The 25,184-nt window shown below is 32.0% G+C and carries 24 protein-coding genes; 13 read left to right on the plus strand and 11 right to left on the minus strand.

Going from position 1 to position 25,184, the window contains the following annotated elements:
* Positions 1 to 15 precede the first annotated feature (15 nt).
* Positions 16 to 489: a DsrE/DsrF/DrsH-like family protein gene (locus tag AC2D6V_RS08110; RefSeq protein ID WP_484647588.1), complete on the plus strand. Its 474-nt coding sequence runs from the start codon at positions 16 to 18 to the stop codon at positions 487 to 489.
* A 36-nt stretch (positions 490 to 525) separates the two neighbouring features.
* On the opposite strand, the gene AC2D6V_RS08115 is transcribed toward AC2D6V_RS08110, so the two are convergent.
* From AC2D6V_RS08115 to AC2D6V_RS08125, 3 genes are all read right to left on the minus strand, one after another.
* Positions 526 to 678, minus strand: a complete 153-nt coding sequence (locus tag AC2D6V_RS08115; protein WP_484647589.1) for an SsrA-binding protein — start codon at positions 676 to 678, stop codon at positions 526 to 528.
* Between the two features lie 474 nt (positions 679 to 1,152).
* Positions 1,153 to 2,994 carry a M56 family metallopeptidase gene (locus AC2D6V_RS08120; RefSeq protein ID WP_484647590.1) on the minus strand — a complete coding sequence of 614 codons (1,842 nt, stop codon included), beginning with the start codon at positions 2,992 to 2,994 and terminating at the stop codon, positions 1,153 to 1,155.
* Positions 2,995 to 2,996: 2 nt separating this feature from the next.
* Positions 2,997 to 3,356 (minus strand): BlaI/MecI/CopY family transcriptional regulator, encoded by a 360-nt coding sequence (locus tag AC2D6V_RS08125; RefSeq protein WP_484647591.1) that lies wholly within the window; start codon positions 3,354 to 3,356, stop codon positions 2,997 to 2,999.
* Positions 3,357 to 3,523: 167 nt separating this feature from the next.
* On the opposite strand from AC2D6V_RS08125, the gene AC2D6V_RS08130 reads away from it, so the two are divergent.
* Complete coding sequence (locus AC2D6V_RS08130) at positions 3,524 to 4,474, plus strand: calcium/sodium antiporter (RefSeq protein ID WP_484647592.1); 951 nt, start codon at positions 3,524 to 3,526, stop codon at positions 4,472 to 4,474.
* Between the two features lie 40 nt (positions 4,475 to 4,514).
* Here the strand turns inward: AC2D6V_RS08130 and AC2D6V_RS08135 are convergent, their stop codons facing one another.
* Together AC2D6V_RS08135 and AC2D6V_RS08140 are read right to left on the minus strand one after the other, a co-directional pair.
* Positions 4,515 to 5,657 (minus strand): glycoside hydrolase family 130 protein, encoded by a 1,143-nt coding sequence (locus AC2D6V_RS08135; RefSeq protein WP_484647593.1) that lies wholly within the window; start codon positions 5,655 to 5,657, stop codon positions 4,515 to 4,517.
* Between the two features lie 152 nt (positions 5,658 to 5,809).
* Positions 5,810 to 6,832 carry a glutamine synthetase beta-grasp domain-containing protein gene (locus AC2D6V_RS08140; protein WP_484647594.1) on the minus strand — a complete coding sequence of 341 codons (1,023 nt, stop codon included), beginning with the start codon at positions 6,830 to 6,832 and terminating at the stop codon, positions 5,810 to 5,812.
* Positions 6,833 to 7,092: 260 nt separating this feature from the next.
* Here AC2D6V_RS08140 and AC2D6V_RS08145 point away from each other — a divergent pair, with 260 nt between their 5' ends.
* The 3 genes from AC2D6V_RS08145 to AC2D6V_RS08155 all read left to right on the plus strand — a co-directional run bounded on the left by AC2D6V_RS08145 (position 7,093) and on the right by AC2D6V_RS08155 (position 11,570).
* Complete coding sequence (locus AC2D6V_RS08145; RefSeq protein ID WP_484647595.1) at positions 7,093 to 9,279, plus strand: glutamine synthetase III family protein; 2,187 nt, start codon at positions 7,093 to 7,095, stop codon at positions 9,277 to 9,279.
* Between the two features lie 81 nt (positions 9,280 to 9,360).
* Positions 9,361 to 10,539, plus strand: coding sequence for an AIR synthase related protein (locus tag AC2D6V_RS08150; protein WP_484647596.1), 1,179 nt, complete (start codon positions 9,361 to 9,363; stop codon positions 10,537 to 10,539).
* A gap of 71 nt (positions 10,540 to 10,610) precedes the next feature.
* A complete protein-coding gene (locus AC2D6V_RS08155; protein WP_484647597.1) occupies positions 10,611 to 11,570 on the plus strand; it encodes a DUF3078 domain-containing protein in 960 nt (319 codons plus the stop codon).
* Positions 11,571 to 11,573: 3 nt separating this feature from the next.
* Here the strand turns inward: AC2D6V_RS08155 and AC2D6V_RS08160 are convergent, their stop codons facing one another.
* Entirely contained in the window at positions 11,574 to 11,861 is a 288-nt protein-coding gene (locus AC2D6V_RS08160) for a hypothetical protein (protein WP_484647598.1), read from the minus strand.
* A 119-nt stretch (positions 11,862 to 11,980) separates the two neighbouring features.
* On the opposite strand from AC2D6V_RS08160, the gene prfA reads away from it, so the two are divergent.
* From prfA to AC2D6V_RS08175, 3 genes are read left to right on the plus strand one after another with little or no spacing between them, the layout of a single operon-like run.
* The gene (prfA, locus tag AC2D6V_RS08165) at positions 11,981 to 13,057 is read left to right on the plus strand and encodes a peptide chain release factor 1 (RefSeq protein ID WP_484647599.1); all 1,077 of its coding nucleotides are present in this window, start codon (positions 11,981 to 11,983) and stop codon (positions 13,055 to 13,057) included.
* Positions 13,058 to 13,067: 10 nt separating this feature from the next.
* Complete coding sequence (gene pyrF, locus AC2D6V_RS08170) at positions 13,068 to 13,886, plus strand: orotidine-5'-phosphate decarboxylase (protein ID WP_484647600.1); 819 nt, start codon at positions 13,068 to 13,070, stop codon at positions 13,884 to 13,886.
* Between the two features lie 39 nt (positions 13,887 to 13,925).
* Complete coding sequence (locus AC2D6V_RS08175; protein ID WP_484647601.1) at positions 13,926 to 14,735, plus strand: ABC transporter substrate-binding protein; 810 nt, start codon at positions 13,926 to 13,928, stop codon at positions 14,733 to 14,735.
* 180 nt (positions 14,736 to 14,915) lie between these two features.
* Here AC2D6V_RS08175 and AC2D6V_RS08180 read toward each other — a convergent pair whose 3' ends face one another.
* A complete protein-coding gene (locus AC2D6V_RS08180) occupies positions 14,916 to 15,110 on the minus strand; it encodes a Lacal_2735 family protein (RefSeq protein ID WP_484647602.1) in 195 nt (64 codons plus the stop codon).
* A gap of 166 nt (positions 15,111 to 15,276) precedes the next feature.
* Between AC2D6V_RS08180 and AC2D6V_RS08185 the strand changes: the two genes are divergently transcribed.
* Complete coding sequence (locus AC2D6V_RS08185; protein ID WP_484647603.1) at positions 15,277 to 15,780, plus strand: hypothetical protein; 504 nt, start codon at positions 15,277 to 15,279, stop codon at positions 15,778 to 15,780.
* A 37-nt stretch (positions 15,781 to 15,817) separates the two neighbouring features.
* On the opposite strand, the gene AC2D6V_RS08190 is transcribed toward AC2D6V_RS08185, so the two are convergent.
* Positions 15,818 to 16,522, minus strand: coding sequence for a DUF4197 domain-containing protein (locus tag AC2D6V_RS08190; RefSeq protein WP_484647604.1), 705 nt, complete (start codon positions 16,520 to 16,522; stop codon positions 15,818 to 15,820).
* A gap of 224 nt (positions 16,523 to 16,746) precedes the next feature.
* On the opposite strand from AC2D6V_RS08190, the gene AC2D6V_RS08195 reads away from it, so the two are divergent.
* Positions 16,747 to 17,874: a TlpA family protein disulfide reductase gene (locus AC2D6V_RS08195; RefSeq protein WP_484647605.1), complete on the plus strand. Its 1,128-nt coding sequence runs from the start codon at positions 16,747 to 16,749 to the stop codon at positions 17,872 to 17,874.
* Between the two features lie 55 nt (positions 17,875 to 17,929).
* On the opposite strand, the gene AC2D6V_RS08200 is transcribed toward AC2D6V_RS08195, so the two are convergent.
* Both AC2D6V_RS08200 and purU read right to left on the minus strand, forming a co-directional pair.
* Positions 17,930 to 19,027, minus strand: a complete 1,098-nt coding sequence (locus AC2D6V_RS08200; RefSeq protein WP_484647606.1) for an OmpA family protein — start codon at positions 19,025 to 19,027, stop codon at positions 17,930 to 17,932.
* A 123-nt stretch (positions 19,028 to 19,150) separates the two neighbouring features.
* A complete protein-coding gene (purU, locus tag AC2D6V_RS08205) occupies positions 19,151 to 20,005 on the minus strand; it encodes a formyltetrahydrofolate deformylase (RefSeq protein ID WP_484647607.1) in 855 nt (284 codons plus the stop codon).
* Between the two features lie 146 nt (positions 20,006 to 20,151).
* Here purU and AC2D6V_RS08210 point away from each other — a divergent pair, with 146 nt between their 5' ends.
* Complete coding sequence (locus tag AC2D6V_RS08210; RefSeq protein ID WP_484647608.1) at positions 20,152 to 23,586, plus strand: methylmalonyl-CoA mutase family protein; 3,435 nt, start codon at positions 20,152 to 20,154, stop codon at positions 23,584 to 23,586.
* A 195-nt stretch (positions 23,587 to 23,781) separates the two neighbouring features.
* Positions 23,782 to 24,213, plus strand: coding sequence for a hypothetical protein (locus AC2D6V_RS08215; RefSeq protein WP_484647609.1), 432 nt, complete (start codon positions 23,782 to 23,784; stop codon positions 24,211 to 24,213).
* Between the two features lie 6 nt (positions 24,214 to 24,219).
* On the opposite strand, the gene AC2D6V_RS08220 is transcribed toward AC2D6V_RS08215, so the two are convergent.
* On the minus strand, positions 24,220 to 24,615 hold the full coding sequence (locus AC2D6V_RS08220) for a hypothetical protein (protein WP_484647610.1): 396 nt from the start codon (positions 24,613 to 24,615) through the stop codon (positions 24,220 to 24,222).
* 124 nt (positions 24,616 to 24,739) lie between these two features.
* Here AC2D6V_RS08220 and AC2D6V_RS08225 point away from each other — a divergent pair, with 124 nt between their 5' ends.
* Positions 24,740 to 25,183, plus strand: a complete 444-nt coding sequence (locus AC2D6V_RS08225; RefSeq protein WP_484647611.1) for an Lrp/AsnC family transcriptional regulator — start codon at positions 24,740 to 24,742, stop codon at positions 25,181 to 25,183.
* Position 25,184: the final 1 nt, after the last annotated feature.

Here is a 25,184-nt window from a genome sequence, read left to right on the forward strand (position 1 = left end):
TAAAATAGATAAGTTATGAGCACTAAAGTTAGAAAAATGCTTTTTATTCTGTCAAAAGCAACAATTGAGAATGCCTATGCCGCATTTGTTATGGCTAATGGCGCAAGGATGGAAGGAATTGACTCAGAAATATTTTTTACCTTTTTTGGATTAGAAGCGATTCAGAAGAAAAAGTTAGAGCATCTCCATGTAGCTACTGTAGGAAATCCAGGAATGCATATACCAACCATGATTGGTGGCTTACCAGGAATGGAAGCTTTTGCTACAAAAATGATGAAAAAAGAAATGGAAAAACTTGATATGCCTCCTATAGGCGAGTTTTTAGAAATCCTTTCGGATTCAGGTTGTAAACTTTGGGCATGTAAATTGGCAGTAGATATGTTTCATTTAAAAGAAGAAGATCTAATAGATGAATTAGATGGCATATTAACCATAGGAGATTTTTATAGTAGAGCAGATCAAGAAGGTTGTCAGCTACTATTCATCTAAAACTAAATATTAGTTTATATTGAAATGAATTAAAACCTAATCCAATGCATTTTTCGTAATAAACCAACGCCAACCAATAATAGCCATTTGCAGGTTATTAGCTTCTGCTAAATCTAATTGTTGTTTAGAATAACTTGGTAGGATGATTTTATTAATCTTTGCTAAAATTTTGAAAACCTGCTTTTGCATCTAACAAAAATAGTAAAACTTATTCTAGACTAAGTTTTATCTTTTTTGGTTTAGAATATAATCGAGAATATTAAGTCGATTATAAGAGTGGCAAGTGTCATCATAATTTTAGGTTTTAAGGTTAATAATTAATTATTGTTTCTTGAATGAGTTCCCAATATATATTTTTCGGAATCTATCTTCCAAGAGTTTTTGCCTAAATCAATGAATTTAAATATGAATTTGTAAGTAAAAAAGTAGAATTGATTTTAATATAGATGTGACGCTCTATGATTAAGTTTCAAATTAAAATAATAATATATATATTATATTAATAATTGTAATAATTATAGGGCTGTTTTGTTGAAAAGTTTTCAAAACAAGGATGTTTTTATATTAAAAATGCTGTTTTTTGAACTTTTCATCTTTTTGAAATGTAAAAATAAAAAAAAGACACTCTGATGTGAGTGTCTTTAAAATCGTTTTTAGCTAATGTTATTTTTTCTTTTTTGTTATAATTTCAACAACTCCATTTTTTCCTTTGTCTCCATATTTTTTTTCTGCTGAATTGCCTTTTAAAACATTAATACTTTCAATGTCATCTGGTTTTATATCGTCGATTTCTGTTTTTTCGTATTCTTTTCCATCAACAATGAATAATGGTTGCTCATTATCGTCTGAAGTAATAAGTACTTTACTATCACTTTTAGCATTCCCTTTGGTCTTTACTTTAAAAGTATTATTTCCTTTATTTGAAGTTGTAATAGTTTTTCCGTTTTTTATGATAATAACGTTTTCATCATGCTCTTCGTCATTATCTTCATCACTTTCAATTATAACCTCAACATTACCTTCATTATCATCATCAGAGATTATTTCTATTTTTTTATTCTTTTTTAATATATGGTATTTGCCTTTTTTGGTCTTGTAAGTAAAGTGATTTGAATCTCCATGTATTTTATGAGTTTCGTGGACATTATGATTATCATCTGAATAGATGAAAACATTGTTACCTTTTCCAGATTTATGATCCCGATGGATTGTAGACGTATTTCCAATAGATATACTTTTACCGCCATTTTCAAAAGAGATTTTTATTGGATCGATAGCCTCATCCGAGTTGAGGTTGAAACTAGCGTTAGATTTTTTAGATTTGGCCTCTATCCTAATTGCTATGATTTCGCCTTTATTATTTCTTTTAATGCCTCTAAATTTTATGTCAACACCCTCGGCTTTAATTTTTGCAACCAATTTGTCTAAATCTGTATCAGTACTCTTTTTGGTTATTATAAAATCTTGAACATCAATAGCTATCACAGCGTTGTAATTTGTAATAGATGGTTTGGACTCTTTTTTAATTTCTTTGGTATTACTGTATTCCTTCTTTTTTATTGGTTCTTCAGAAATTAAGTTAGTTTCTTGGTCAACTTCGATCTTGTCTTCGTTAAAATTAACTGGCGTAAAGACTTTCATAGAAGGTATCTCTTTTTCTATAAAAATAGTTTTGGTATTAAAGCTCATTAAAAAAAAAGCCAACAAAGGTATAACCAGAGTATACTTAATTTGATTGATTTTTTTTGATTTTGATTTCTGTAACATAACGATTCGTTTTTTGATTAATGAATTATAAAAATTATTACTTAACGCCAATTGATGAGTTGACATGCTTGTTTTAAGTAATGTGTATTGATAGCTTTTTTTACAATTAGAATTTTGTTGTACATTTTTATCGGCAATAAACTCTAAATTTTGTTTTAAATTTTTGTTATACAACCAAATGAATGGATTAAACCAAAGTATAATGCAAGCTAACTGTGTAAGCAAAACATCAATAGAATGGAATTGACGCGCATGCACCTTTTCATGAGCTATTACAAGACTTAGCTCAGATTGCGAATAGTCTTTCGGATTGTAAACAATCCAATTAAAAAATGAAAATGGTGAAATGTTGGTTCTAGTTCTAATAAAGATATAATGGCCTTCTTTCTTTTTTTTGTTTTTAATTATAATTAAAAATAAAGCAGCGATTTGTATTATAAATCGAATACTGAACACGGCTAAACCTAGCAAATAAATACTAGCAATAATATCTATTAGATTTAAGGATGTACTTTGCTCTGCAACATTGCTTGTTGCTCCATATAAATAGTCTGAAGCAATTGTTGGTGAACTTTCAATATAAATCGGGATAACTAAAAAAGGAATAACGAAAGCTGTTGTTAACCCAAACAACAAAAACCATCTGTTAGATTCAAAAAATGTATCTCGTTCTAAAAAGACTTTATAGATAATATAAAAAATAGCTACAACGGCGCTCACTTTAAGTAAATATTCCATAACTATTTGTTTTTTTCAATAAGGTTGATAATCTCTTTAAGTTCGTCAACACTTATTTTTTCTTCCTTAGCAAAAAACGATACCATATTTTTATATGAATTATTAAAATAGTTGTTTATTGCTGTATTCATGAACTTCTTTCTATAATCTTCTTTACTTATAATGGGGTAGTACTGGTGGGTTTTTCCGTAGGCATTGTAGGCAACATATTCTTTATCTTCCAAATTCCTAATTATGGTTGATAAGGTGTTGTAATGTGGCTTATCGTCTACAATTTCGGCTAATACATCCTTTACAAAAGCTTTTTCAAGCTTCCACAATATATGCATGATTTCCTCTTCTTTATTTGTAAGCTTCTCCATATTAGTTCGTTAATCGACGTTTATCAATTTATCACAAACCTATAACTATTTTTGTAGTTATACAACTAAAATAGTAGTTATTTAACTAAATTTTAAGTTTTAAAAAAACTTTTCACTTTTCTCTTTTGACTTTTGACTTTCATTTATCTTCGCAAAAAAAATATTTTATGAGTTTGCTATTGGTAATTCTTGGATTTATACTTTTAGTAGTAGGAGGAGAGTTTCTAGTACGCTCATCCGTGGCACTATCCTTTAAGTTTAATATTTCAAAAATGGTTATCGGGATGACAGTAGTATCATTCGCGACCTCTGCGCCAGAATTACTTGTTAGTTTACAAGCAGCATTATCTGGATCTCCTGCAATTGCCATTAATAATGTTATTGGCTCTAATATTGCTAATATTGGACTAGTACTTGGCATTACTGCTATGGTTGGCGTGATTTCTGTAGACAAATCGTTCTATAAAGTTAATTGGCCAGTAATGATGTTCTTTTCAGTATTACTGTATTATTTTTTGAAGAATGATAATGTATTGACAGCAATAGAGGGCGGATTATTGTTTTTAGGACTCATTTTATTTTTAATGTTTTTAATAAGAAATGCAAGGAAAGATATTGCTGTTGATGAGGTTGATGAGGCTTTATCTGTTGTTTCAAACTTCAAAATTATATTATGGCTCTTTATTGGTGCATTGGCACTATATTTTGGTAGTGAATGGTTAGTCGCAGGATCTAAAGAAATAGCTCGTTCAATAGGGGTTAGCGAAGCTGTTATAGGTGTTTCTCTAATAGCTATTGGTACTAGTGTGCCCGAACTTGCTGCTTCGGTTATTGCTGCTGCTAAACAAGAAAAAGCCATTTCGTTAGGAAACTTAATTGGCTCGAATATATTTAATATAGGTTCTGTTTTGGGATTAACAGCTATGATTAAACCGATACCAGTAACAGAATTACAAATACTTTCGAATGATATTTTTTGGATGCTTGGATTCGCAATAATCTTATTGCCTATGATTTTTATTCCTAAAAAATTACAAATAAGTAGAACAAAAGGATTTTTCTTAGTTTTTGCTTATGGAATATTTATGTTTTTGGTTTTCACTTCTGGAAAGTTTTAAAACATTTTTATATTTATAAATATATGCATAGGGTCTCTTTTTAATCTTTATATACAGCAACTGCAATTTTAGAATCAGCAGTACCATAATATAAAAACCATTGGCCTTTAAAATAGACTAATCCTTCAACAAAACAGACTTCATTTACTTCACCAACTTTTTCATATTCTTTGTCGGGGTGTATAAAGTATTTATTTGTTCTATCAATTAATTTATAAGGTGTGTCTTTATCAAACAAGGCTTGTCCTGCAGCATATGTAAATTTTGGTAAACTTATATCATTAAAATTTTCGCTATTACTGCCATTATAAATTAACAGAATGCCATCGTCTATTATCAAGGCGTAAGGTCCGGGCTCTACAAGTCTGCTATCAAAATAACCCATTCTTGGGTGCAATACAGAAATCATTTTTTTACTCTCCGAGTTTTCTGCAACTTCCCAGTTAATAAGATCTTCAGAGTAGGCCATAAAAATATTGGTGTCACCAAAATACATCCAGTATTTTCCATTAATTTTTTTTGCAACCATTTTATTGCCTTGTAATTCGCAGACTATAGCACCAGCTTTAGACCATGTGTTTTTATATTTTTCACTTTTTAAAACCAAACCATGTTTTTTCCATGTCATTAAATCTTTTGAAGAAGCTATGCTCAAGCGTGCTGTTTTCCCGTCGTACGATGTGTAAGTCATGAAATAATCGCCCGCATCGCTCTCAACAATTCTTGGGTCTTCAACACCGTCAAAATAACAAAAGTAACACTCTTCAGAATTTGTTTGTTCTGTCTTATCTTTTTTATAATTCCATTCATAAACTTTCATTGCGTCGGTGTCAGGGAAAAAAATGGGCTCAGGCATTTTTTTAAAATGTAAGCCGTCTTCACTAATCGCCATACCAATTCGCGAAGTTCCAAGAGAGTCTTGAGCTCTGTATAATAAATAGACTTTATTGTTTTTAACAATAGCCGTTGGGTTAAGCACATTGCGTTCTTCCCAATTAACTGCATTATTTGTAATAGGGTCTATAAATTTCAAATCTGGAGTCGGGCTTAAAATAGGGTTTAAACTATCTACTTTTTCAAAATATGGAAATGCCCAATTTTTAAAATCTTCGGATTGAGTTTTTATTTTAGCTTTGCACCCAAGAAATAAGAGTGCCAAAATCGCATATTGAAATAGTTTCATTACAGCAGAGGTTTGTTAGTTTAATCTATTTGTGAATCACGAAGTTAGATGATTTATAATACAAATTCAATTAATGAACCTCATAAAAACACTTCATAAAAAAAGCGCTTACAATTGTAAGCGCTTTTTTATGAACAAAACTATAGGTTAAGCTATATTTTAGCAGATTTAACAGTTTTAATAATTCTTCCAGCAATTTTGTATGGATCTCCATTAGAAGCTGGTCTTCTATCTTCTAACCAACCTTTCCAGCCTTTTTCTACTGCAATAATTGGAATACGAATAGAAGCTCCTCTATCTGAAACTCCCCATGAAAAATCTGTAATAGCAGCAGTTTCGTGTAAGCCAGTTAATCGTTGATCGTTAAATTCACCGTAAACAGCTATGTGCTCATCTACAACATCACGGAAAGATTCGCATATTGCAGCATAAACATCTTTATCTCCACAAGTTCTTAATATTGTATTTGAGAAGTTAGCGTGCATACCAGAACCATTCCAATCCATATCTTTTCCAAGTGGTTTTGGGTGGTAATCAATATAGTATCCGTATTTCTCAGTTAAACGGTCTAGTAAATATCTAGCAATCCATAATTCATCACCAGCCAATTTAGCACCTTTTGCGAACAATTGGAATTCCCATTGTCCAGAAGCAACCTCTTGGTTAATTCCTTCAAAGTTTAAGCCAGCATCAATACATAAATCTGCATGCTCTTCAACTAAATCTCTACCGTGTGTGTTTTTTCCTCCAACTGAACAATAGTACATTCCTTGTGGAGCAGGATAACCACCTACAGGAAAACCTAAAGGTAATTGTGTTTTAGTATCCATAATAAAGTATTCTTGCTCAAAACCAAACCAGAAATCATTATCATCGTCATCAATTGTAGCTCTACCATTTGATACGTGAGGCGTTCCATCAGCGTTTAAAACTTCAGTCATTACTAAGTATCCATTGATTCTGTCTGGATCTGGGTAAATAGCTACAGGTTTTAATAAACAGTCTGAAGACCCACCTTCAGCTTGTCTCGTTGAAGATCCGTCAAAAGACCAGTTATCTAATTCTTCTATTGTACCTTGAAAGTTTTCGTGCTCTTCTACCTTGGTTTTACTTCTCAAATTTTGAGTCGGATAATACCCATCTAACCAAAGGTATTCTAATTTAATTTTTGCCATAATGAATATATTATAATTGAAATATTAAAAATAATTACACAAATATAAATTTTTATGTTTTGACTATAAATTTAAAGGGGTGTTTTAATATTTCAATGCGTTATTTTTATTCATACCCTATTTTTTTAAGGTTTATTTTAAAAAAAGTATATTATTTTGTGTGATTACTGCAAAATTGTTAACAAGATTTTTAAGTTATTCTCTATATTTATTGAAGATAATTACTTTTGTAATTAATATTAAATCAATTTATTAAGAGGATGCCTACATTAAGATTTCATGCCATAAAAGAGTCCCTAGCATATAAGCCAATTTATATTGAAGAAACAGAAAGACGTTCCGATTTATTTGGCAAAAATGTCTTTAACGAACAGAAAATGCGTCAATATTTGACCAAAGATGCTTTTGAGGGGGTTATAAATGCAATTCAACACGGAAAAAAAATAGATAGAAAAATAGCAGATCAGGTAGCTTCATCAATGCGAGATTGGGCATTGTCGAAAGGTGTAACACATTACACGCATTGGTTTCAACCTTTAACAGGATCTACCGCTGAAAAACATGATGCCTTTTTTGAAACAATTGGTGATGGTTTGGCTATTGAAAAATTTGATGGCGCACAACTAGTACAGCAAGAACCTGACGCATCAAGTTTCCCTAGTGGTGGTATTAGAAATACTTTTGAAGCTAGAGGTTATACAGCTTGGGACCCTACTTCGCCAGCTTTTGTATACGAAACTACTTTGTGCATTCCAACCATATTTGTAGCCTATACTGGTGAAGCATTAGACTATAAAACACCCTTGTTAAGAGCATTACATGCTGTAGATGATGCGGCAACGTCAATTTGTAAATATTTTGATAAAAATGTAAAAAAGGTAACATCTTCATTAGGCTGGGAACAAGAATATTTTTTAATAGATAAGTTAATGGCTGCGAGTCGTCCAGATATTGCCTTAACCGGTCGAACATTATTAGGACACTCTTCTGCTAAAGGCCAACAATTAGACGATCATTATTTTGGATCTATTCCCAATAGAGCATTAAATTTTATGCGCGAATTGGAAAAAGAATGTATTGTTTTAGGTATTCCAGTTAAAACACGCCATAATGAGGTGGCTCCTAATCAATTTGAATTAGCACCAATTTATGAAGAAGCAAATTTAGCTGTAGATCATAATTCCTTGTTAATGGATATAATGGGACGCGTTGCTTCGCGTCATAATTTTAAAGTGCTTTTACACGAAAAACCATTTGCAGGAGTTAACGGTTCTGGAAAGCATAATAATTGGTCGCTTACCACAGATACTGGCGTAAATTTATTAGGTCCTGGAAAAACCCCAATGAGCAATTTACAATTCCTCACGTTTTTTATAAGTACTATTAAGGGTGTGCATAAACATGAAGCATTATTGCGAGCAACTATTGCTTCGGCAAGTAATGATCATCGACTAGGAGCTAATGAAGCGCCACCAGCAATAATGTCTATTTTTATTGGTGACCAATTAACCAAAGTATTAGAAGAATTAGAGGGAGTTACAAAAGGTAAGTTGTCACCTCAGGAAAAAACAGAATTAAAACTTAATGTGATTGGTAAAATCCCAGATGTTTTATTAGATAATACAGATAGAAACAGAACATCTCCCTTTGCATTTACCGGTAACAAATTTGAATTTAGAGCTGTTGGTTCAACTGCTAATTGTGGAAGCCCAATGACGGTTTTAAATACTATTGTAGCAAAACAACTAAAAGATTTTAAAGTTGAAGTCGACGCATTAATAGATGAAAAAGGTCTTAAAAAAGATGAGGCTATTTTTAATGTACTTCGTGAGTATATAAAGTCTTGTAAAGAAATTTTATTTGAAGGTAATGGATACGGTGATTCATGGGAAAAAGAAGCTAAGAAAAGAGGATTAAGTAATAATAAATCCACTCCTGAAGCATTAAAAGCTAGAGTGTCTAAACAGTCGATTGCTCTTTTTCAAGAAATGAAAGTGATGAGTAAAATAGAGACTGAAGCACGTTATGAAATTGAAATGGAATCTTATATCAAGCATGTTCAAATTGAAAGCCGCGTATTGGGTGATATTGCGCGAAATCATATTGTACCAACAGCAGTGAAGTACCAGAATATTTTAATTGAAAATGTAAGAGGACTAAAAGAGATTTTCGAAGAAAAATATAATGGTGTTTCAAAAGAACAAATTAGTTTAATAGAAGAAATTTCAAATCATATTGAAGCTATTAATTCCAAAGTAACAAAGATGATTGACGAGCGTAAAAAAGCGAATACCATGAGTGATTTAGAAAAGAAAGCGCTCAATTATTGTTTCAAGGTAAAGCCTATGTTTGATGAAATTCGTTATCATTGCGATAAACTAGAGCTTTTAGTTGATGACGAAATTTGGCCATTAACGAAGTACAGAGAGATGTTATTTACACGATAGTACTTAAAGTTTCTGAATTCTTGCCTTAAAATAAGGGATTTTTTGATTCAAAAAAGTAAATTTGCAGCACATTATTAGATTATGAGTCAAGAAGTATCTAAACGTTACGCGCAACGTGGTGTTTCGGCGTCCAAAGAGGATGTTCACAATGCAATAAAAAATATTGATAAAGGGCTTTTTCCAAAAGCGTTTTGCAAAATTGTTCCAGATTATTTAACAAATGATGACGATTATTGTCTAATAATGCACGCTGATGGCGCTGGTACAAAATCGTCTCTGGCATATATGTATTGGAAAGAAACAGGAGATATTTCTGTTTGGAAAGGAATCGCTCAAGATGCCTTAATAATGAATATAGACGATTTATTATGTGTGGGAGCTACAGATAATATTATGTTGTCTTCGACAATTGGTAGGAATAAAAATCTAATTTCTGGTGAAGTACTTTCTGCAATTATTAATGGAACGGAAGAATTACTGGAAGATTTAAAGTCATTTGGTGTAACTATTCATTCTACAGGTGGTGAAACTGCTGATGTTGGTGATTTAGTACGAACGATTATTGTTGATTCTACGGTAACAGCTAGAATGAAACGTAATGAGGTAATTGATAATGCAAACATACAAGCTGGAGATGTTATAGTTGGATTAGAAAGTTTCGGTCAAGCAACATACGAGAAAGAATATAATGGTGGTATGGGTAGTAACGGATTAACTTCCGCACGCCACGATGTATTTAGTAAATACCTTGCCGAAAATTACCCAGAAAGTTTTGACCCTTCAGTACCAGAAGAGTTAGTGTATTCAGGTGGTGTTAAATTAACCGATACAGTTGAAAACGCACCTATAGACGCTGGTAAATTAGTGTTGTCACCAACACGGACCTATGCACCAATTATAAAAGCAATTTTATCTCAATATAATAGTGATAGTATTCATGGTATGGTTCATTGCTCTGGAGGTGCTCAAACTAAAATTCTTCATTTTGTAGACGAGTTTCATATTATAAAAGATAATATGTTTCCTATTCCGCCTTTGTTCAAATTAATTCAGGAGCAATCAAAAACCGATTGGAAAGAAATGTACCAAGTGTTCAATTGTGGACATCGAATGGAGCTTTATGTTCCTAAAGCAGTAGCAGCCGATATTATATCGATTTCAAAATCTTTCAATGTAGACGCCAAAATTATAGGTAGGGTTGAAGCTTCAAAAACCAAAAAGCTAACAATAAAATCCGAGTACGGAGAGTTTAGTTATTAATTATTTTGTGTTTCATTCTATTGGAATAGTTTTTGATGAAAGATGAAGTTTTAAAATAACCTTACATAACAATGAAACATATTCAAGTAATCCTTATTTGTTTATTCTTTAATTTGAGTTTTGCACAACCAGATTCACTCTTTATAAAAGAAGATCCACTAAAATATACAGGGCCACAATGGACACAAAAGAACAAAGTTTCATTTGATTTAAGTGAGGTAGCCTTTGTAAACTGGAATGCTGGTGGTACCAATTCAATTTCTGGATTATTAGGATTAAAATCTAAACTCAATTATAAAGACAAATTTTTCGTGTGGAACAATAATGTAGAGTTTCGCTATGGCGTAAACAAGCAAGAAGCCAGAGAACTTAGAAAGACAGATGATTTAATCGAGCTAAACTCTAATATGGGTTACAAACCAGATAGTTTATCTAATTGGTTTTATTCAGCAAAATTAAACTTTAGAACGCAGCTAACCAATGGTTATAATTATCCAAATAAAGAGAATCCTATTTCAAGATTAATGGCTCCTGGATACTTGTTTTTTGGAGGAGGGATGGAGTATGGAAAACAAATAGATGAATTGTCTTTTTATTTTTCTCCTCTCACATTAAAAGCTACTTTCGTTTTTGACGAAGATCTAGCAAATTCTGGAGCGTTTGGCGTTACACCAGCAACTTTTGATGCACTTGGAAATATGATTACAAGAGGGGAACGCGTTCGTCACGAAGTAGGTGTTTTGATGACCAATAGTTACGAAATGGAAATTGTTGAAAATATAGGCTTAAAGCATCAGGTGAGCTTGTATTCCGATTATATAAATAATTTCGGCAATATCGACTTAGATTGGCGCGTCGATTTCGATTTTAAAGTCAATAGTTTTGTAAGAGCAACTTTAGGGTCTCATCTAAGATATGACGATGATGTAAAAACCCAAGTAAAAACAGAAATTGAAGGCGAATTTGATGAAGCAGGAGCAAAAATACAATGGAAGCAGTTTCTTGGCGTAGGTTTTGCGATGGATTTTTAAGATTTAAACAAATTCCATTAAGACTAAAAGAAATGGAATACTTAGCAGTAAATCAATAAAAAAGAAGATTGAAAATAATTTAAAAGCAGAAATACCAGCGTTCTTATAGAATAGCAATTTATGTCTTGCCTGCGTTTCATTTGTTAAATACCAGATAAAAATAACAAGAAAAAGTTTTACTAAAAACAATGGTAATAAGGTAAAGCCAATTACAGATAGAAATATATTCACTCCAAAAGACCAAATAACAAAAGGTCTATAAAACAGAAAGATTGATGATAACTGTTGCATAGTAACTTTATTAACGTCAAATACATCATATTATTTTTGATTTTCGTTTATTCTGGCTATCGGTAAGTCCTTAAAATTCATAAATTATCGTATTTTTGGTGACCAATTAAAAAAGGTAGATGTTAGAGAAATTGCAAATAGTAAAACAGCGTTTTGACGAGGTAAGTGATTTGATTATTCAACCTGATATCATCACAGACCAAAAGCGCTATGTTGAGCTTAATCGAGAATATAAAGATTTAAGAATTTTAATGGATAAGCGTGAGACTTATATTGAACTCACCAATAATTTAGCTGAAGCTGAAGAAATAATTGCCGACGGTAGTGATGCTGAAATGGTTGAAATGGCTAAAATGCAATATGATGAAGCTAAAGAAGGTATTCCAAAACTAGAGGATGAAATTAAAGTCCTTTTAATACCAAAGGACCCTGAAGATTCTAAAAATGCCGTTGTGGAGTTACGCGCAGGAACAGGCGGTGATGAAGCTAGTATTTTTGCAGGGGATTTATTTAGAATGTATACCAAATATTGTGAAGGCAGAGGCTGGAAAGTAGACACCGTAGATTTTAGTGAAGGGACTAATGGCGGTTTCAAAGAAATTCAATTTGAAGTTTCAGGTGATGATGTTTATGGTACTTTAAAATTTGAAGCGGGTGTGCATCGTGTACAGCGTGTTCCTCAAACTGAAACTCAAGGGCGTGTGCATACCAGTGCAGCAACCGTAATGGTGTTTCCTGAAGCTGAAGAGTTTGATGTGGAAATCAATCCGAAAGATGTAAGAATCGATTTTTTCTGTTCTTCTGGTCCTGGTGGTCAGTCTGTAAATACGACCTATTCGGCGGTACGTTTAACACATATACCTACTGGTTTAGTTGCACAATGTCAAGATCAGAAATCGCAACATAAAAATAAAGAGAAAGCTTTTAAAGTATTACGCTCACGTTTGTACGATTTAGAATTAGCTAAAAAGATGGAAGAGGATGCTGCTCTTAGAGGAACTATGGTAACTTCAGGAGATAGAAGCGCTAAAATTAGAACGTACAATTACCCACAAGGTCGTGTTACAGATCATAGAATAGGATTAACCCTTTACGATTTAGGTAATATTATAAATGGTGATATTCAAAAAATAATAGACGAATTACAGTTAGCCGAAAACACTGAGAAGTTAAAAGCTAATGATGATGTTATTTAAAATATACTAAGTGACAACAGAACAACTAATCAGTCAAATTAAAAAAAAGAAATCCTTCCTATGTATAGGATTGGATGTCGATTTAAATAAAATACCTAAACATCTTTTAAATGAGGAAGACCCTATTTTCGCATTTAATAAAGCAATTATAGATGCAACGAATCATTTATGTGTAGCGTATAAGCCTAATACGGCATTTTATGAAGCCTATGGAATTAAAGGATGGCAAGCTTTAGAGAAAACCATTAATTACTTAAATGAAAATCATCCAGAGGTTTTTACCATTGCCGATGCAAAACGTGGGGACATAGGAAATACAAGTACCATGTATGCAAAAGCTTTTTTTGAAGACTTAGCATTCGATTCTGTAACCGTTGCACCTTATATGGGTAAAGATTCAGTAGAACCTTTTTTAGCTTTTGAAAATAAACATACTATTTTGTTGGCGTTGACTTCGAATCAAGGAGCTTTCGATTTTCAAACTAAAACACTTGAAAACCAAGAACTATATAAAGAAGTTTTAGAGGTTTCGAAAGAGTGGGAAGGGGCTGAAAATTTAATGTATGTTGTTGGTGCTACCAAAGCGGAATACTTAGCAGACATTAGACAAATTATTCCAGATAACTTTTTATTAGTTCCTGGGGTAGGTGCACAAGGGGGTAATTTACAAGATGTATGTAAATACGGAATGACTTCAAATATTGGATTACTTATAAATTCTTCGAGAGGTATTATTTATGCATCCAAGAAAAAAGATTTTGCCCAAGCTGCAGCCCTAAAAGCTGAATTACTCCAAAACGAGATGGAAGTGATTTTGAATAGTAAATAATCTTAATTTTTGTCATTCCTACGAAAGCAGGAATCCATTATGGAACTAATAGACCAGTTAAATAGAACTATTCATTTTAAAGAAATACCAAAACGCATTATTTCATTAGTACCTAGTCAAACCGAATTATTATGCGATTTAGGTTTGGAAGCTAGTTTAGTTGGTTTTACCAAATTCTGTGTGCATCCGCATCATATTAAAGCCAGTGTTGCAGTTGTTGGTGGTACTAAACAAATTCATTTAGATAAAATTAGGGCATTACAGCCTGATATTATTCTTTGTAATAAAGAGGAAAACACCAAAGACATTGTCGAGGCATGCGAACAAATTTGTGAAGTTCATGTTTCTGATGTTATTACATTAGATGATAGTTTTGAGCTTATATATCAATATGGAAACCTTTTTGAAAGACAAAAAGAAGTATCGGTGTTAATTGAATTAATTAAAAAAGAAGCTCATGAATTTCAAAATTTTATTTATAATGAGTCAACTTTAAAGGTGGCTTATTTCATTTGGAAAAATCCTTGGATGGTCGCGGCAAATAATACGTTTATCAATTATTTACTTCAATTAAATAGATTTGAAAATGTATTTGGAAACGAAGATCGCTATCCTGAAATTGAATTGCCTAAGCAAAAGACCAATACAAAAATTGAATTAGTCTTACTATCATCAGAACCTTTTCCTTTTAAGGACGCTCATAAAAAAGAATTACAAACATACTATCCTAATGCCAAAATTATTTTGGTAGATGGGGAGATGTTCTCCTGGTATGGCTCAAGACTTGTTAAAGCCTTTCAGTATTTTAAAAAGTTGCGTTTAACTCTTCAGGATACTCAACCTTGCTAACGTCATCAACAAAATTTGAAATCTTGTTTTCTAATTCTTTTAAGCTTAGCAGCTTGTTTAAGTTGGGCTTTATTTTTCCAACTTTGCAAAAATGTGTTTCCATAACTTATTCTTTATACTATAAAGTACGGGTGTTTATGTAATTTGGATGTAAAGGAAATGTTAAAGAATTGATAATTATTACACTAGCTGTGATTGTCCTCTTTCTAGGTATTTTAACTTGTTAAGTTTATTTAAGAGTTTTATGGCTTTATATTCGGAGAAATCACTTAATGCAGAATCCGTTTGTCTAAAATTATAGGCTTGCTCTATTAGCAATCTATATTGCTCATAGAGTTTAACTCGATTATCTTTTATAGTTTCAATTCTACTCATTTTAAGTGCTGAATAACAAGTACTTAAATATACATTATTTATTTAATATTAAAAAATGTTAAGGAGATACATTTACAGTATGATTTTGAATAATAATATTTTGTTAATGTTACTTGTTGAATACAAAGCATTTAATAAATTTAAATACTAACTAAACTATATACTTATGAAACGTGTCTTAATTCTTGTCTTAGTGTTTACGGTGTCAATTGGTATAAATGCTCAGGAGGATAATTGTAAATGTTGTACCGAGAAAAATAGCGAATTCGATTTTTGGATTGGATCTTGGAATGTTACTGACCAAAAAGGGAATTTGGCAGGAACAAGTGTTATTGATAAAATACAAGGCAATTGTATTTTACGTGAAAATTGGAAAAGTGCTACAAGTGGTTATACGGGTATGAGCACAAATTTTTATAATAATAAAAAAGAACAGTGGGAGCAGATGTGGTTAGATAATCAGGGAGGAAGTATACATTTAAATGGAAATAGAGTAGGTAATCAAATGATTTTAAAAACCGATGAGGTTTTAAATAAAGAAGGAAAACCTTTTGTGAATAGAATTACTTGGACTTTTAATGATGATGGAACTGTGCGACAGATTTGGGAAACAATAACAGATGGAGAAGTTGTTGTTGCGTTTAATGGATTGTATAAAAAAACCGAATAAAAATATTCGGTTTTTGATATATCATATGTTTTAGTGTTTAATCCTGCAAAGCAAATACCTTTCTCAATAAATCTGTAGTTCTAGAAGATATTTTATTGCGGATTTCTTTTTCTTCTACCGCTATCATGGTATATACGCCTTGTAAAGCTTCACCAGTAACATAATCTGTTAAGTCTGGATTTACATCTGATGTGAATGGTAAATTGTTGTACTTGTTTATAAGATTGTTCCAAATATCATCCGCTCCAACTTTGCTAAAAGAGTTTTTTATAACAGGATTAAATTTAGCGTATAAAGCTGTTTCGGTTTTTGAGGTTAAATATTGTGTAGCAGCATTATCTTGACCCAGTAAGATGTTTTTTGCATCAGCAAACGTAATTCCTTTAACTGCATCAACAAAAATTGGCGTTGCTTCTTTAACGGCATCTTCAGCAGCTCTATTAAGTACTTTTAAGCCCTCATCTGCTAATTTGCTAAGTCCAATGTCGCGTAGTGCTTTGTCAACTTTACGCAACTCTTCTGGTAATAAAATCTTAACCAATTCATTTTTAAAAAAACCATCGGTTTGGGTGAGTTTGGTCACTTGTTTGTCAATACCAAAATCTAAGGCTTGTCTTAAACCTGATTCTATTTCGGCGTTTCCTAAAGTGCCTCCTTGAGGTAATTGATTAACAACTTCTTGTAATTCTGCACAGGCAGTAAGATTAAATATTAAGATGAATGCTAAAAATTTTCGAATCATGATTTTGGGTTTTGTGTATTTAACAAATATAAGTGTTATGGTTTGGATTTCATATTATAAAAAAACATCATGTGTTAATAATTGAGACACCAGAAAAGAAATTAGTCACTTGTAATAGTTTGCTTTTATGAAAAATGACATTAATTTTCAGAAAACACTATTTTAGCATAATAATTGTTATATGCTTATCAGTAGTTTAATGTTTACCAAATCTTAAATTAATAATGAACTTAAAGAAAATAGCTCTTTGTTTTACGCTTCTATTAGTTCCGACACTTTTTTTCGGACAGATAAAAGTTTCAGAACATATTCAAGATTCTCAGATAGCAAAAGATACTGATAATTCATTGTATTTTGTTGAGTTCTGGGCTACTTGGTGCAAACCATGTATACATGTATCTAAGTATTTAGAGTCTTTACAGAGTCAATATCCAAATGATTTTTATGTGCTTTCACTTACTCAAGAAAACGCCGATGTTGTAAAACGTTTTATGAAAAAACATAAAATGAATTTAGCTGTAGCCATAGATTTTGAAGGAGAAACATTTAAAAGCTATAATATACAAAGTCTACCTCAAGGCATTTTATTTAACGCTAATGGAAAGAAACTTTGGGAAGGTCATCCAGCGGATTTCAAAAACTATCACATACAGAGGTTTTTAAACAACAACAGCAAGAAAATTTCTAAGGAGAAAATGTTTAAACTGAATTCCTATGTAAAGGAAGTTGTAAAAGTAAAGGAAACTCCCAAAAAGGATTTTAGTATTACCAAATTACAATCAACAGAGCAGACTAATGAGTTTCAAATTATTAAGCATCCTAATTATTTAGAGTTGAAAGGTAATCTACAAGATATTCTAGCATATTCATTTAATGTGTATCGAAATCAAATAAAGGTACCTTCAGAATTGAATAATTTTTATCAGGTACAATTTAATATAGATTCTTCAGCCTATTCCAATAAATCGAACACGATTTTAGATGCTTTGAGTTTAGACCAAGTAAGTTATGATATTGCTGGAGAAGCACTCGTATTTGACTTTAAATCTCCTAGGTTCTGGAATACTAATCAAATAGATTGGGGGACAGAAACGCCACATTTTTTAATTGGAGATTCAGAAATCCAAGCCGATAATGTGTCACTACAAGACGTTAGTTACAGATTGGCTAATTTGTTAAATACACCTATAGTAATTCAAAATACTCAGTTTGTAACAGAATTACATGATTGGCAAATACACTATAAATATTTCGATCTAATGGTTTCTAATATGAGTGATAATTATGGGATAACTATAGCTAAGAAAAATGTTAGTTACCCACAGTATGAAATAAAAAAAAGGACGCCCTAAGAGAAGGACGTCCAATTAACAAACTACTAAACAAAATTCAGTTAACCCTCACAGTTTAGTTTCCTATAACTCTAAATTCTGTTCTTCTATTTTTTTGATGCTCTGCTTCAGAACATTCAACACCATTTGCACAACGGTTTACTAATCTAGACTCACCATATCCTTTAGCAGATAATCTACTTCTAGAAATACCTTTAGATACTAGGTAGTTTACAACAGAGTTAGCACGTTGCTGTGATAAAGACATATTGTAATCATCATTACCTCTTGAATCTGTATGAGACATTAATTCAATGCTTACAGGCTTGCTGTTAAGTAATGGTAACAAAGTTTCATCAATTATCTTTTTAGATGCTGGCGTAATTCTAGCACTAGCCAATTCATAAAATATTGGTAAAACATTTGCGTTTAAAAGCCCACAATCAACTTCTTCCCAAGTAGTAATACCACCTTTTTTAGCTAAAACAGTTCTTGTTACCGATTTAGATTTCGATGGTACAGTTACGCTTCTTGTAGTTGCAGGGTTTGCTACAACTTGACGTTTGATAGTTGTGTATTCTGCTGGAATTTCTATCTCATCCATTCTAGCTGGTGTTTTAATAACACGTTTTTTGTATGCTGTAGGCACTTCTGGTACTGGAATATTGCTAGTACCAGCATCATTAGCTAAAGTAGTAAAGCTTACATCTCTAAATTGCGCTGGATACTCAACAAAACATGCAACAACACAATCTTCTTTATTCGGTGAATCGCAAGTAGTTTCTTTGTATTCCCAACCAGATGTTTTAGGATATACTTCAAAAGTTCTAGAGTCAGAACCAAAAGTTGCAGGATTAATGCTTAAATCTGTTCTTCCTTCTTTTTTAATGTAAGGAACTTCAATAGTTTCGTAAGTTGCTGGTACATATACGAACTTTTTAGAAGCTTCTTTTACTAAAACACGTTCTTCAACAGTTCTATAGGTTGCAGGTACTACTTCTAACTTCGTATATGCCGGATAAACTTCAATAGTTTCTTCAACATCTTTAAACTCATCTTTAGTAATACATTTTACATAGCATTTACCTAGATCAGGATTTGCGGGTAAGTCTTGGGCTTGTGAGAAGCCGATGCCTAACAAAAAAGCTAAGCATAATAATAAATTTGTTTTCATAAATTAATAATTAAGTTAATGGTTATATTTTTTCCACAACTTTATGACACTAGGAAAATTTTTAGGTCACAATTAATTTTATAAAAACAATTATAATTTAGTATTTGTTAATTGTTAATTAGGTTAAGAAAAAATAACAGTTTTGTTATTGTAGGTCATCACTTTTCTATTGGTATGAAGTTTGACGGCATTTGCTAAAACAATTTTTTCTAGGTCACGTCCTTTAGCAATTAAATCTTCGATAGAGTAGGTATGTGAAACATGTGCAACATCTTGTTCAATGATTGGACCAGCATCAAGCTCTTCTGTAACATAGTGGCTGGTAGCTCCTATGATTTTTACACCACGTTTGTAAGCCGAATGATAAGGCTTAGCGCCAACAAAAGCAGGTAAAAATGAATGATGGATATTAATTATTTTATTTGGATACTCGCTAATTAATTTGCTAGATATAATTTGCATGTATCGTGCTAAAACAATAAAATCTATTTTGTGTTCTTTTAAAAGAGCTAATTGTTTTTCTTCCGCAATTTCTTTCGTGTCTTTTGTTACGGGAATATGATAAAACGGAATTTTAAAATTATCTGCAATCGATTTTAAATCATTATGATTACTTATAATAAAGGGGATTTCTAAATTAAGTTCACCAGAATTATAGCGACCAAGTAAATCGTATAAACAATGGTCGTATTTAGAAATAAATAGAGCCATCTTCGGTTTTTTCTTAGAAGAATAAATACGCCATTTCATTTCAAACTTTTCAGCTAAAATAATTTTAAAGGTATCTTTAAAATCTTCGGTAGAGAAATCATCAGAAATAAACTCACTTTCTAAGCGCATGAAAAAAACATCTTGCTCTCTATCTACATGCTGATCTAGATAAACAATATTGCCTCCTTTTTCAGCAACAAAATTAGTTACCGACGCAATAATATTTGGTTTATCTTTACAATGAATGAGTATGGTTATTTTATTCATTTAATTCTGAATTATTTAGCGCATAAAATTAATCTAAAAACTTAGATGATTTTTCATTTGGTTTAATTTTAGATATTCGGTTGTAAATACATGTATTTTTTGAATATTTCGTAAATTGCAGCACTTAAAAACAACTTTTGTTACGAATGATACAACAAACACCTTATAAACCAAAATTTAAAGTTCGAATAGTTACTGCAGCGTCGTTATTTGATGGTCATGATGCTTCCATAAATATTATGAGACGAATTATTCAAGCTACTGGTGTTGAGGTAATTCATTTAGGACATGATAGAAGTGTTGAAGAGGTTGTAAATACCGCAATTCAAGAAGATGTTAATGCTATATGTTTAACTTCATATCAAGGTGGGCATAACGAATATTTTAAATATATGTTTGATCTTCTAAAGGAAAGAAATTCAGAGCATATTAAGATTTTTGGCGGTGGTGGTGGTGTCATATTACCATCAGAGATTAAGGATTTAATGGATTATGGAATTTCTAGAATTTATTCGCCCGATGATGGTCGCGAAATGGGTCTTCAAGGTATGATTAATGATCTGGTAGAAAAATCAGATTTTGCCATAGGCGATCAACTTAATGTTGAATTGGAAGCGTTGAAGAGAAAAAATCCAAAATCTATAGCTAGAGTGATTTCATCAGCTGAAAATTTTCCTGATGTTGCTAAAGAAATTTTAGATAGAATTCACCTAAAAAATAAAGATTCTAAGACACCTGTTCTTGGAATTACAGGAACTGGAGGCGCTGGCAAATCTAGTTTGGTAGATGAGTTGGTAAGACGTTTTTTAATTGATTTTCCTGAGAAAACAGTAGGAATAGTATCTGTAGATCCTTCTAAAAGAAAAACAGGAGGTGCTTTGTTGGGTGATAGAATTCGAATGAATGCTATTAACAATTCACGTGTTTACATGCGTAGTTTAGCAACACGTCAATCTAATTTAGCACTTTCTAAATATGTAAACGAAGCTGTAGAAGTTTTAAAAGCAGCTGAGTATGATTTGATTATTTTAGAAACTTCTGGTATTGGACAAAGTGATACAGAAATCATTGAGCATTCTAATGTATCACTTTATGTTATGACACCAGAATTTGGTGCAGCAACCCAGCTAGAAAAAATTGATATGCTCGATTTTGCAGATTTGGTTGCTATAAATAAATTCGATAAACGTGGATCTCTAGATGCGTTACGAGATGTTAAAAAACAATACATGCGTAATAATAATCTTTGGGATATACCTCAAGAGGATTTACCAGTTTTTGGGACTATTGCTTCACAATTTAACGATCCAGGAATGAATACGTTATACAAAGCGGTTATGGATAAGTTGGTTGAAAAAGCGAATGCAGATTTAAAATCTACTTTTTCGATTTCAAATGAAATGAGCGAAAAGATTTTTGTTATTCCACCTTCAAGAACACGCTATTTATCTGAAATTTCAGAGAGTAACAGAGCTTATGATATGAAGGTTATTGAGCAAACTGAGGTTACCCAAAAGCTTTATGGAATTTATAAGACTATTTGTTCGGTTGCTGTGATTCCGAGCGAAAGTGAGAAATCTTATTTAAACAAGTTTGGTATTAATCAAGAAGAGATTCTTCACTCTATTCAGAATGACAATAAAGATTTTGTAAAACTTCTTATGGCAGAATTCGATCGTGTAAAGCTAAATCTAGATCCTCATAATTGGGAAATTATAATAAGTTGGATTGATAAAGTTAATAGATATAAAAACCCAATTTATACATTTAAAGTACGAGGCAAAGAAATTAAAATTGAAACCCATACCGAATCCTTATCACATAGCCAGATTCCTAAAGTGGCATTGCCAAAATATGAAGCTTGGGGAGATATTTTAAAATGGTGTTTACAAGAAAATGTACCAGGAGAGTTCCCGTATACCTCTGGTTTATATCCGTTTAAGAGAACAGGAGAAGATCCAGCGAGAATGTTTGCAGGAGAAGGTGGGCCAGAACGAACTAACAAGCGTTTTCATTATGTGAGTATGGGCTTGCCTGCAAAACGTTTATCTACTGCTTTCGATAGTGTTACACTTTATGGCAATGACCCAGATTATAGGCCAGATATTTATGGAAAAATAGGAAATGCAGGTGTGTCTATTTGTTGTTTAGATGATGCAAAAAAATTATATTCTGGTTTTAATTTAGCTAATGTATTGACCTCTGTTAGCATGACAATAAATGGTCCTGCACCAATGCTTCTAGGTTTTTTCATGAATGCTGCTATAGACCAACAATGTGAAATTTATATCAAAGATAATGGTCTGGAAAAAGAAGTTGAAGAAAAAATATCTAAGCTTTATAAGGAGAAAGAACGGCCAAAGTATAATGGAAAACTACCTGAAGGAAACAATGGTCTTGGTTTAATGCTTTTAGGCGTAACGGGAGATCAAGTTTTATCTAGCAGTATTTATACAGAAATAAAAAAGAATACTATAGCTCAAGTAAGAGGTACGGTGCAGGCAGATATACTAAAAGAAGATCAAGCACAAAATACCTGTATTTTTTCTACAGAATTTGCCTTGCGATTGATGGGTGATGTTCAAGAATATTTTATCGAAAATAACGTACGAAATTTTTATTCGGTATCTATTTCTGGGTATCATATTGCTGAAGCAGGTGCTAACCCAATTACACAGCTAGCATTAACGCTTTCCAACGGATTTACTTATGTGGAGTACTACCTTTCTAGAGGAATGGATATTAATAAATTCGGTCCAAATTTATCTTTCTTTTTTTCAAACGGAATCGACCCCGAATATGCTGTTATTGGTCGTGTAGCTCGTAAAATTTGGGCTAAAGCTATGAAGCATAAATATGGAGCCAATGCCAGAGCACAAATGTTGAAGTATCATATTCAAACATCTGGAAGAAGTTTGCATGCACAAGAAATTGATTTTAATGATATAAGAACCACGCTTCAAGCACTTTATGCTATTTATGATAATTGCAATTCTTTGCATACTAATGCCTACGATGAGGCTATTACGACACCAACTGAAGAGTCTGTGCGTAGGGCTATGGCAATTCAATTAATTATCAATAAAGAATTAGGATTAGCTAAAAATGAAAACCCAATTCAAGGATCTTTTATTATTGAAGAACTAACCGATTTAGTTGAGGATGCGGTTCTATTAGAATTCGATAGAATTACAGAAAGAGGAGGTGTGTTAGGAGCTATGGAAACTATGTATCAACGTAGTAAAATACAGGAAGAGAGCTTATATTATGAGACATTAAAGCATAATGGCAAATTTCCAATTATAGGCGTAAATACTTTTTTAAGCAGCAAGGGCTCTCCAACTATTTTACCTGCTGAAGTAATTAGAGCAACAGAAGAAGAAAAGGAATCTCAAATAAAGACTTTAGAAAATCTACATAAAGTAAATGAAACGGATGAATTGTTGAAAGAACTTCAGCTAAAAGCAGTAAACAATGAAAATATTTTTGAGGCCTTAATGGAGGTTTGTAAGGTTTGCTCATTGGGTCAAATAACGAATGCACTGTTTGAAGTTGGAGGTCAGTATCGCAGAAATATGTAAGCAGAAAACCACTCTTTTTCCAAAAAGTACTTGAATTTCTTTTGCTGAGCGTTGCCGAAGTATCTCAGAGAGCAACTCTTTGTTTTTTTTTTTTGAAAAAACACTTTTTTATTGTGTGTCTTTTGAATAAAAATCATGTTGAACGCAACTATTTGAATAAAAACGCATCTTAAAACAGAATTGAATTTATTTTAAATGAAAAAGTTAATAGTCATAGTGGTATTGATTTTACTTAATTGTTCATCAGATTATAGGAAACCACCAATCGAAAATGAAGATCTTTTAGGTAAATGGAGAATCATTGAGCAACTAATGGATCCAGGAGACGGTAGCGGGACGTTCCAACCAGTAATAAGTGATAGAACTTTTGAGTTTTTTAGTAATGGTACTGTAACCGTAAATGAGGTCATGTGCTTTATGAGTGGTGAACCTAGTGAGATGTCTTCTGGAATTTACGAAATAACAGGCGGCACAAATGTTGACGTGCAATTTGAAGGAACAATTTCTCCTAACAATTGTGATTTTGAAGAAATGCGAATTGGCTTCAATCTATCATTAGATGGACATTTGATTCTGTGGTATTTGTGTTTTGAAGGCTGTGGTGAAAAGTATGAAAAAATAAGCTAGTGATTACTACAAAGTCATCATCCAAGAGCTTTGAAGCTTTTTGAATTTATTTAATTCTTTACGCAAAATAGGCAGAAAATCTTTTCCGTTGCTATTCGAACGCTCTAAGCGGTAAGAATTTTTATAGAGCAAATTTGTTAACCTTTTTAGAGAAGCAATATGTTTATATTTTCTTTCAGAATGACGTTCTAATTCAGCATTAAGAATTTCTGGTGCTAAAGAAACTGATTGTTGCACAATATCTCCAGAAAAATAAATATCTGAATCCTCGGAACCATCATCTTTTAGATAAGACAAATCGTGATTTAAATAGCCCGAAATGTTTTGCGAAAGCGCGAAAATCTCTAGAGCTTGTTTATAAATCGGTAATTCCGATAGATTTAATGGGGTATTAGTTGACATAATTCATTTTTCAATAAGGAATTACCCAAAATTAGTAACAAGATTTCATACACTACTTTAGATATTAATGTAAATAGCTATATTTGCTTTAATATTTAATTTATTTAAGTTAAAATTCTTTCAAATGAGTTTAGATGTGCTTAACACGAAGATTTTAAAGTGTTTACAAGGAAACGCGCGTCTTTCTAATGCTGAAATAGGAAGGCAGGTTGGTATAAGTTCGCCAGCCGTTTCAGAGCGCATTAAAAAGATGGAGGATTTAGGTATTATTGAAGGTTATAAAACTATTGTATCTCCTTTTGAAATAGGTTATCAATTAAAAGCAATTATTACCCTTCGCGCTTTTATGGGGAAGCTAAAGCCTTTTTTAGAAAAGGTAAAAACATATGATGAAGTTATAAATTGCTACCGTATTACAGGTGATGAAAATATTGTTATGGAAGTTGTTCTGAAAAATCAAAATCATCTTGAAGCTTTTATCGATCAGCTTATAAGTTATGGTGAATCAAAAACACAAATTGTATTATCTAGGGTCATTAAACAAAAGGAAGTAATCCCTATTAAATAAA

Source organism: Algibacter sp. YIN40, from assembly GCF_057219435.1.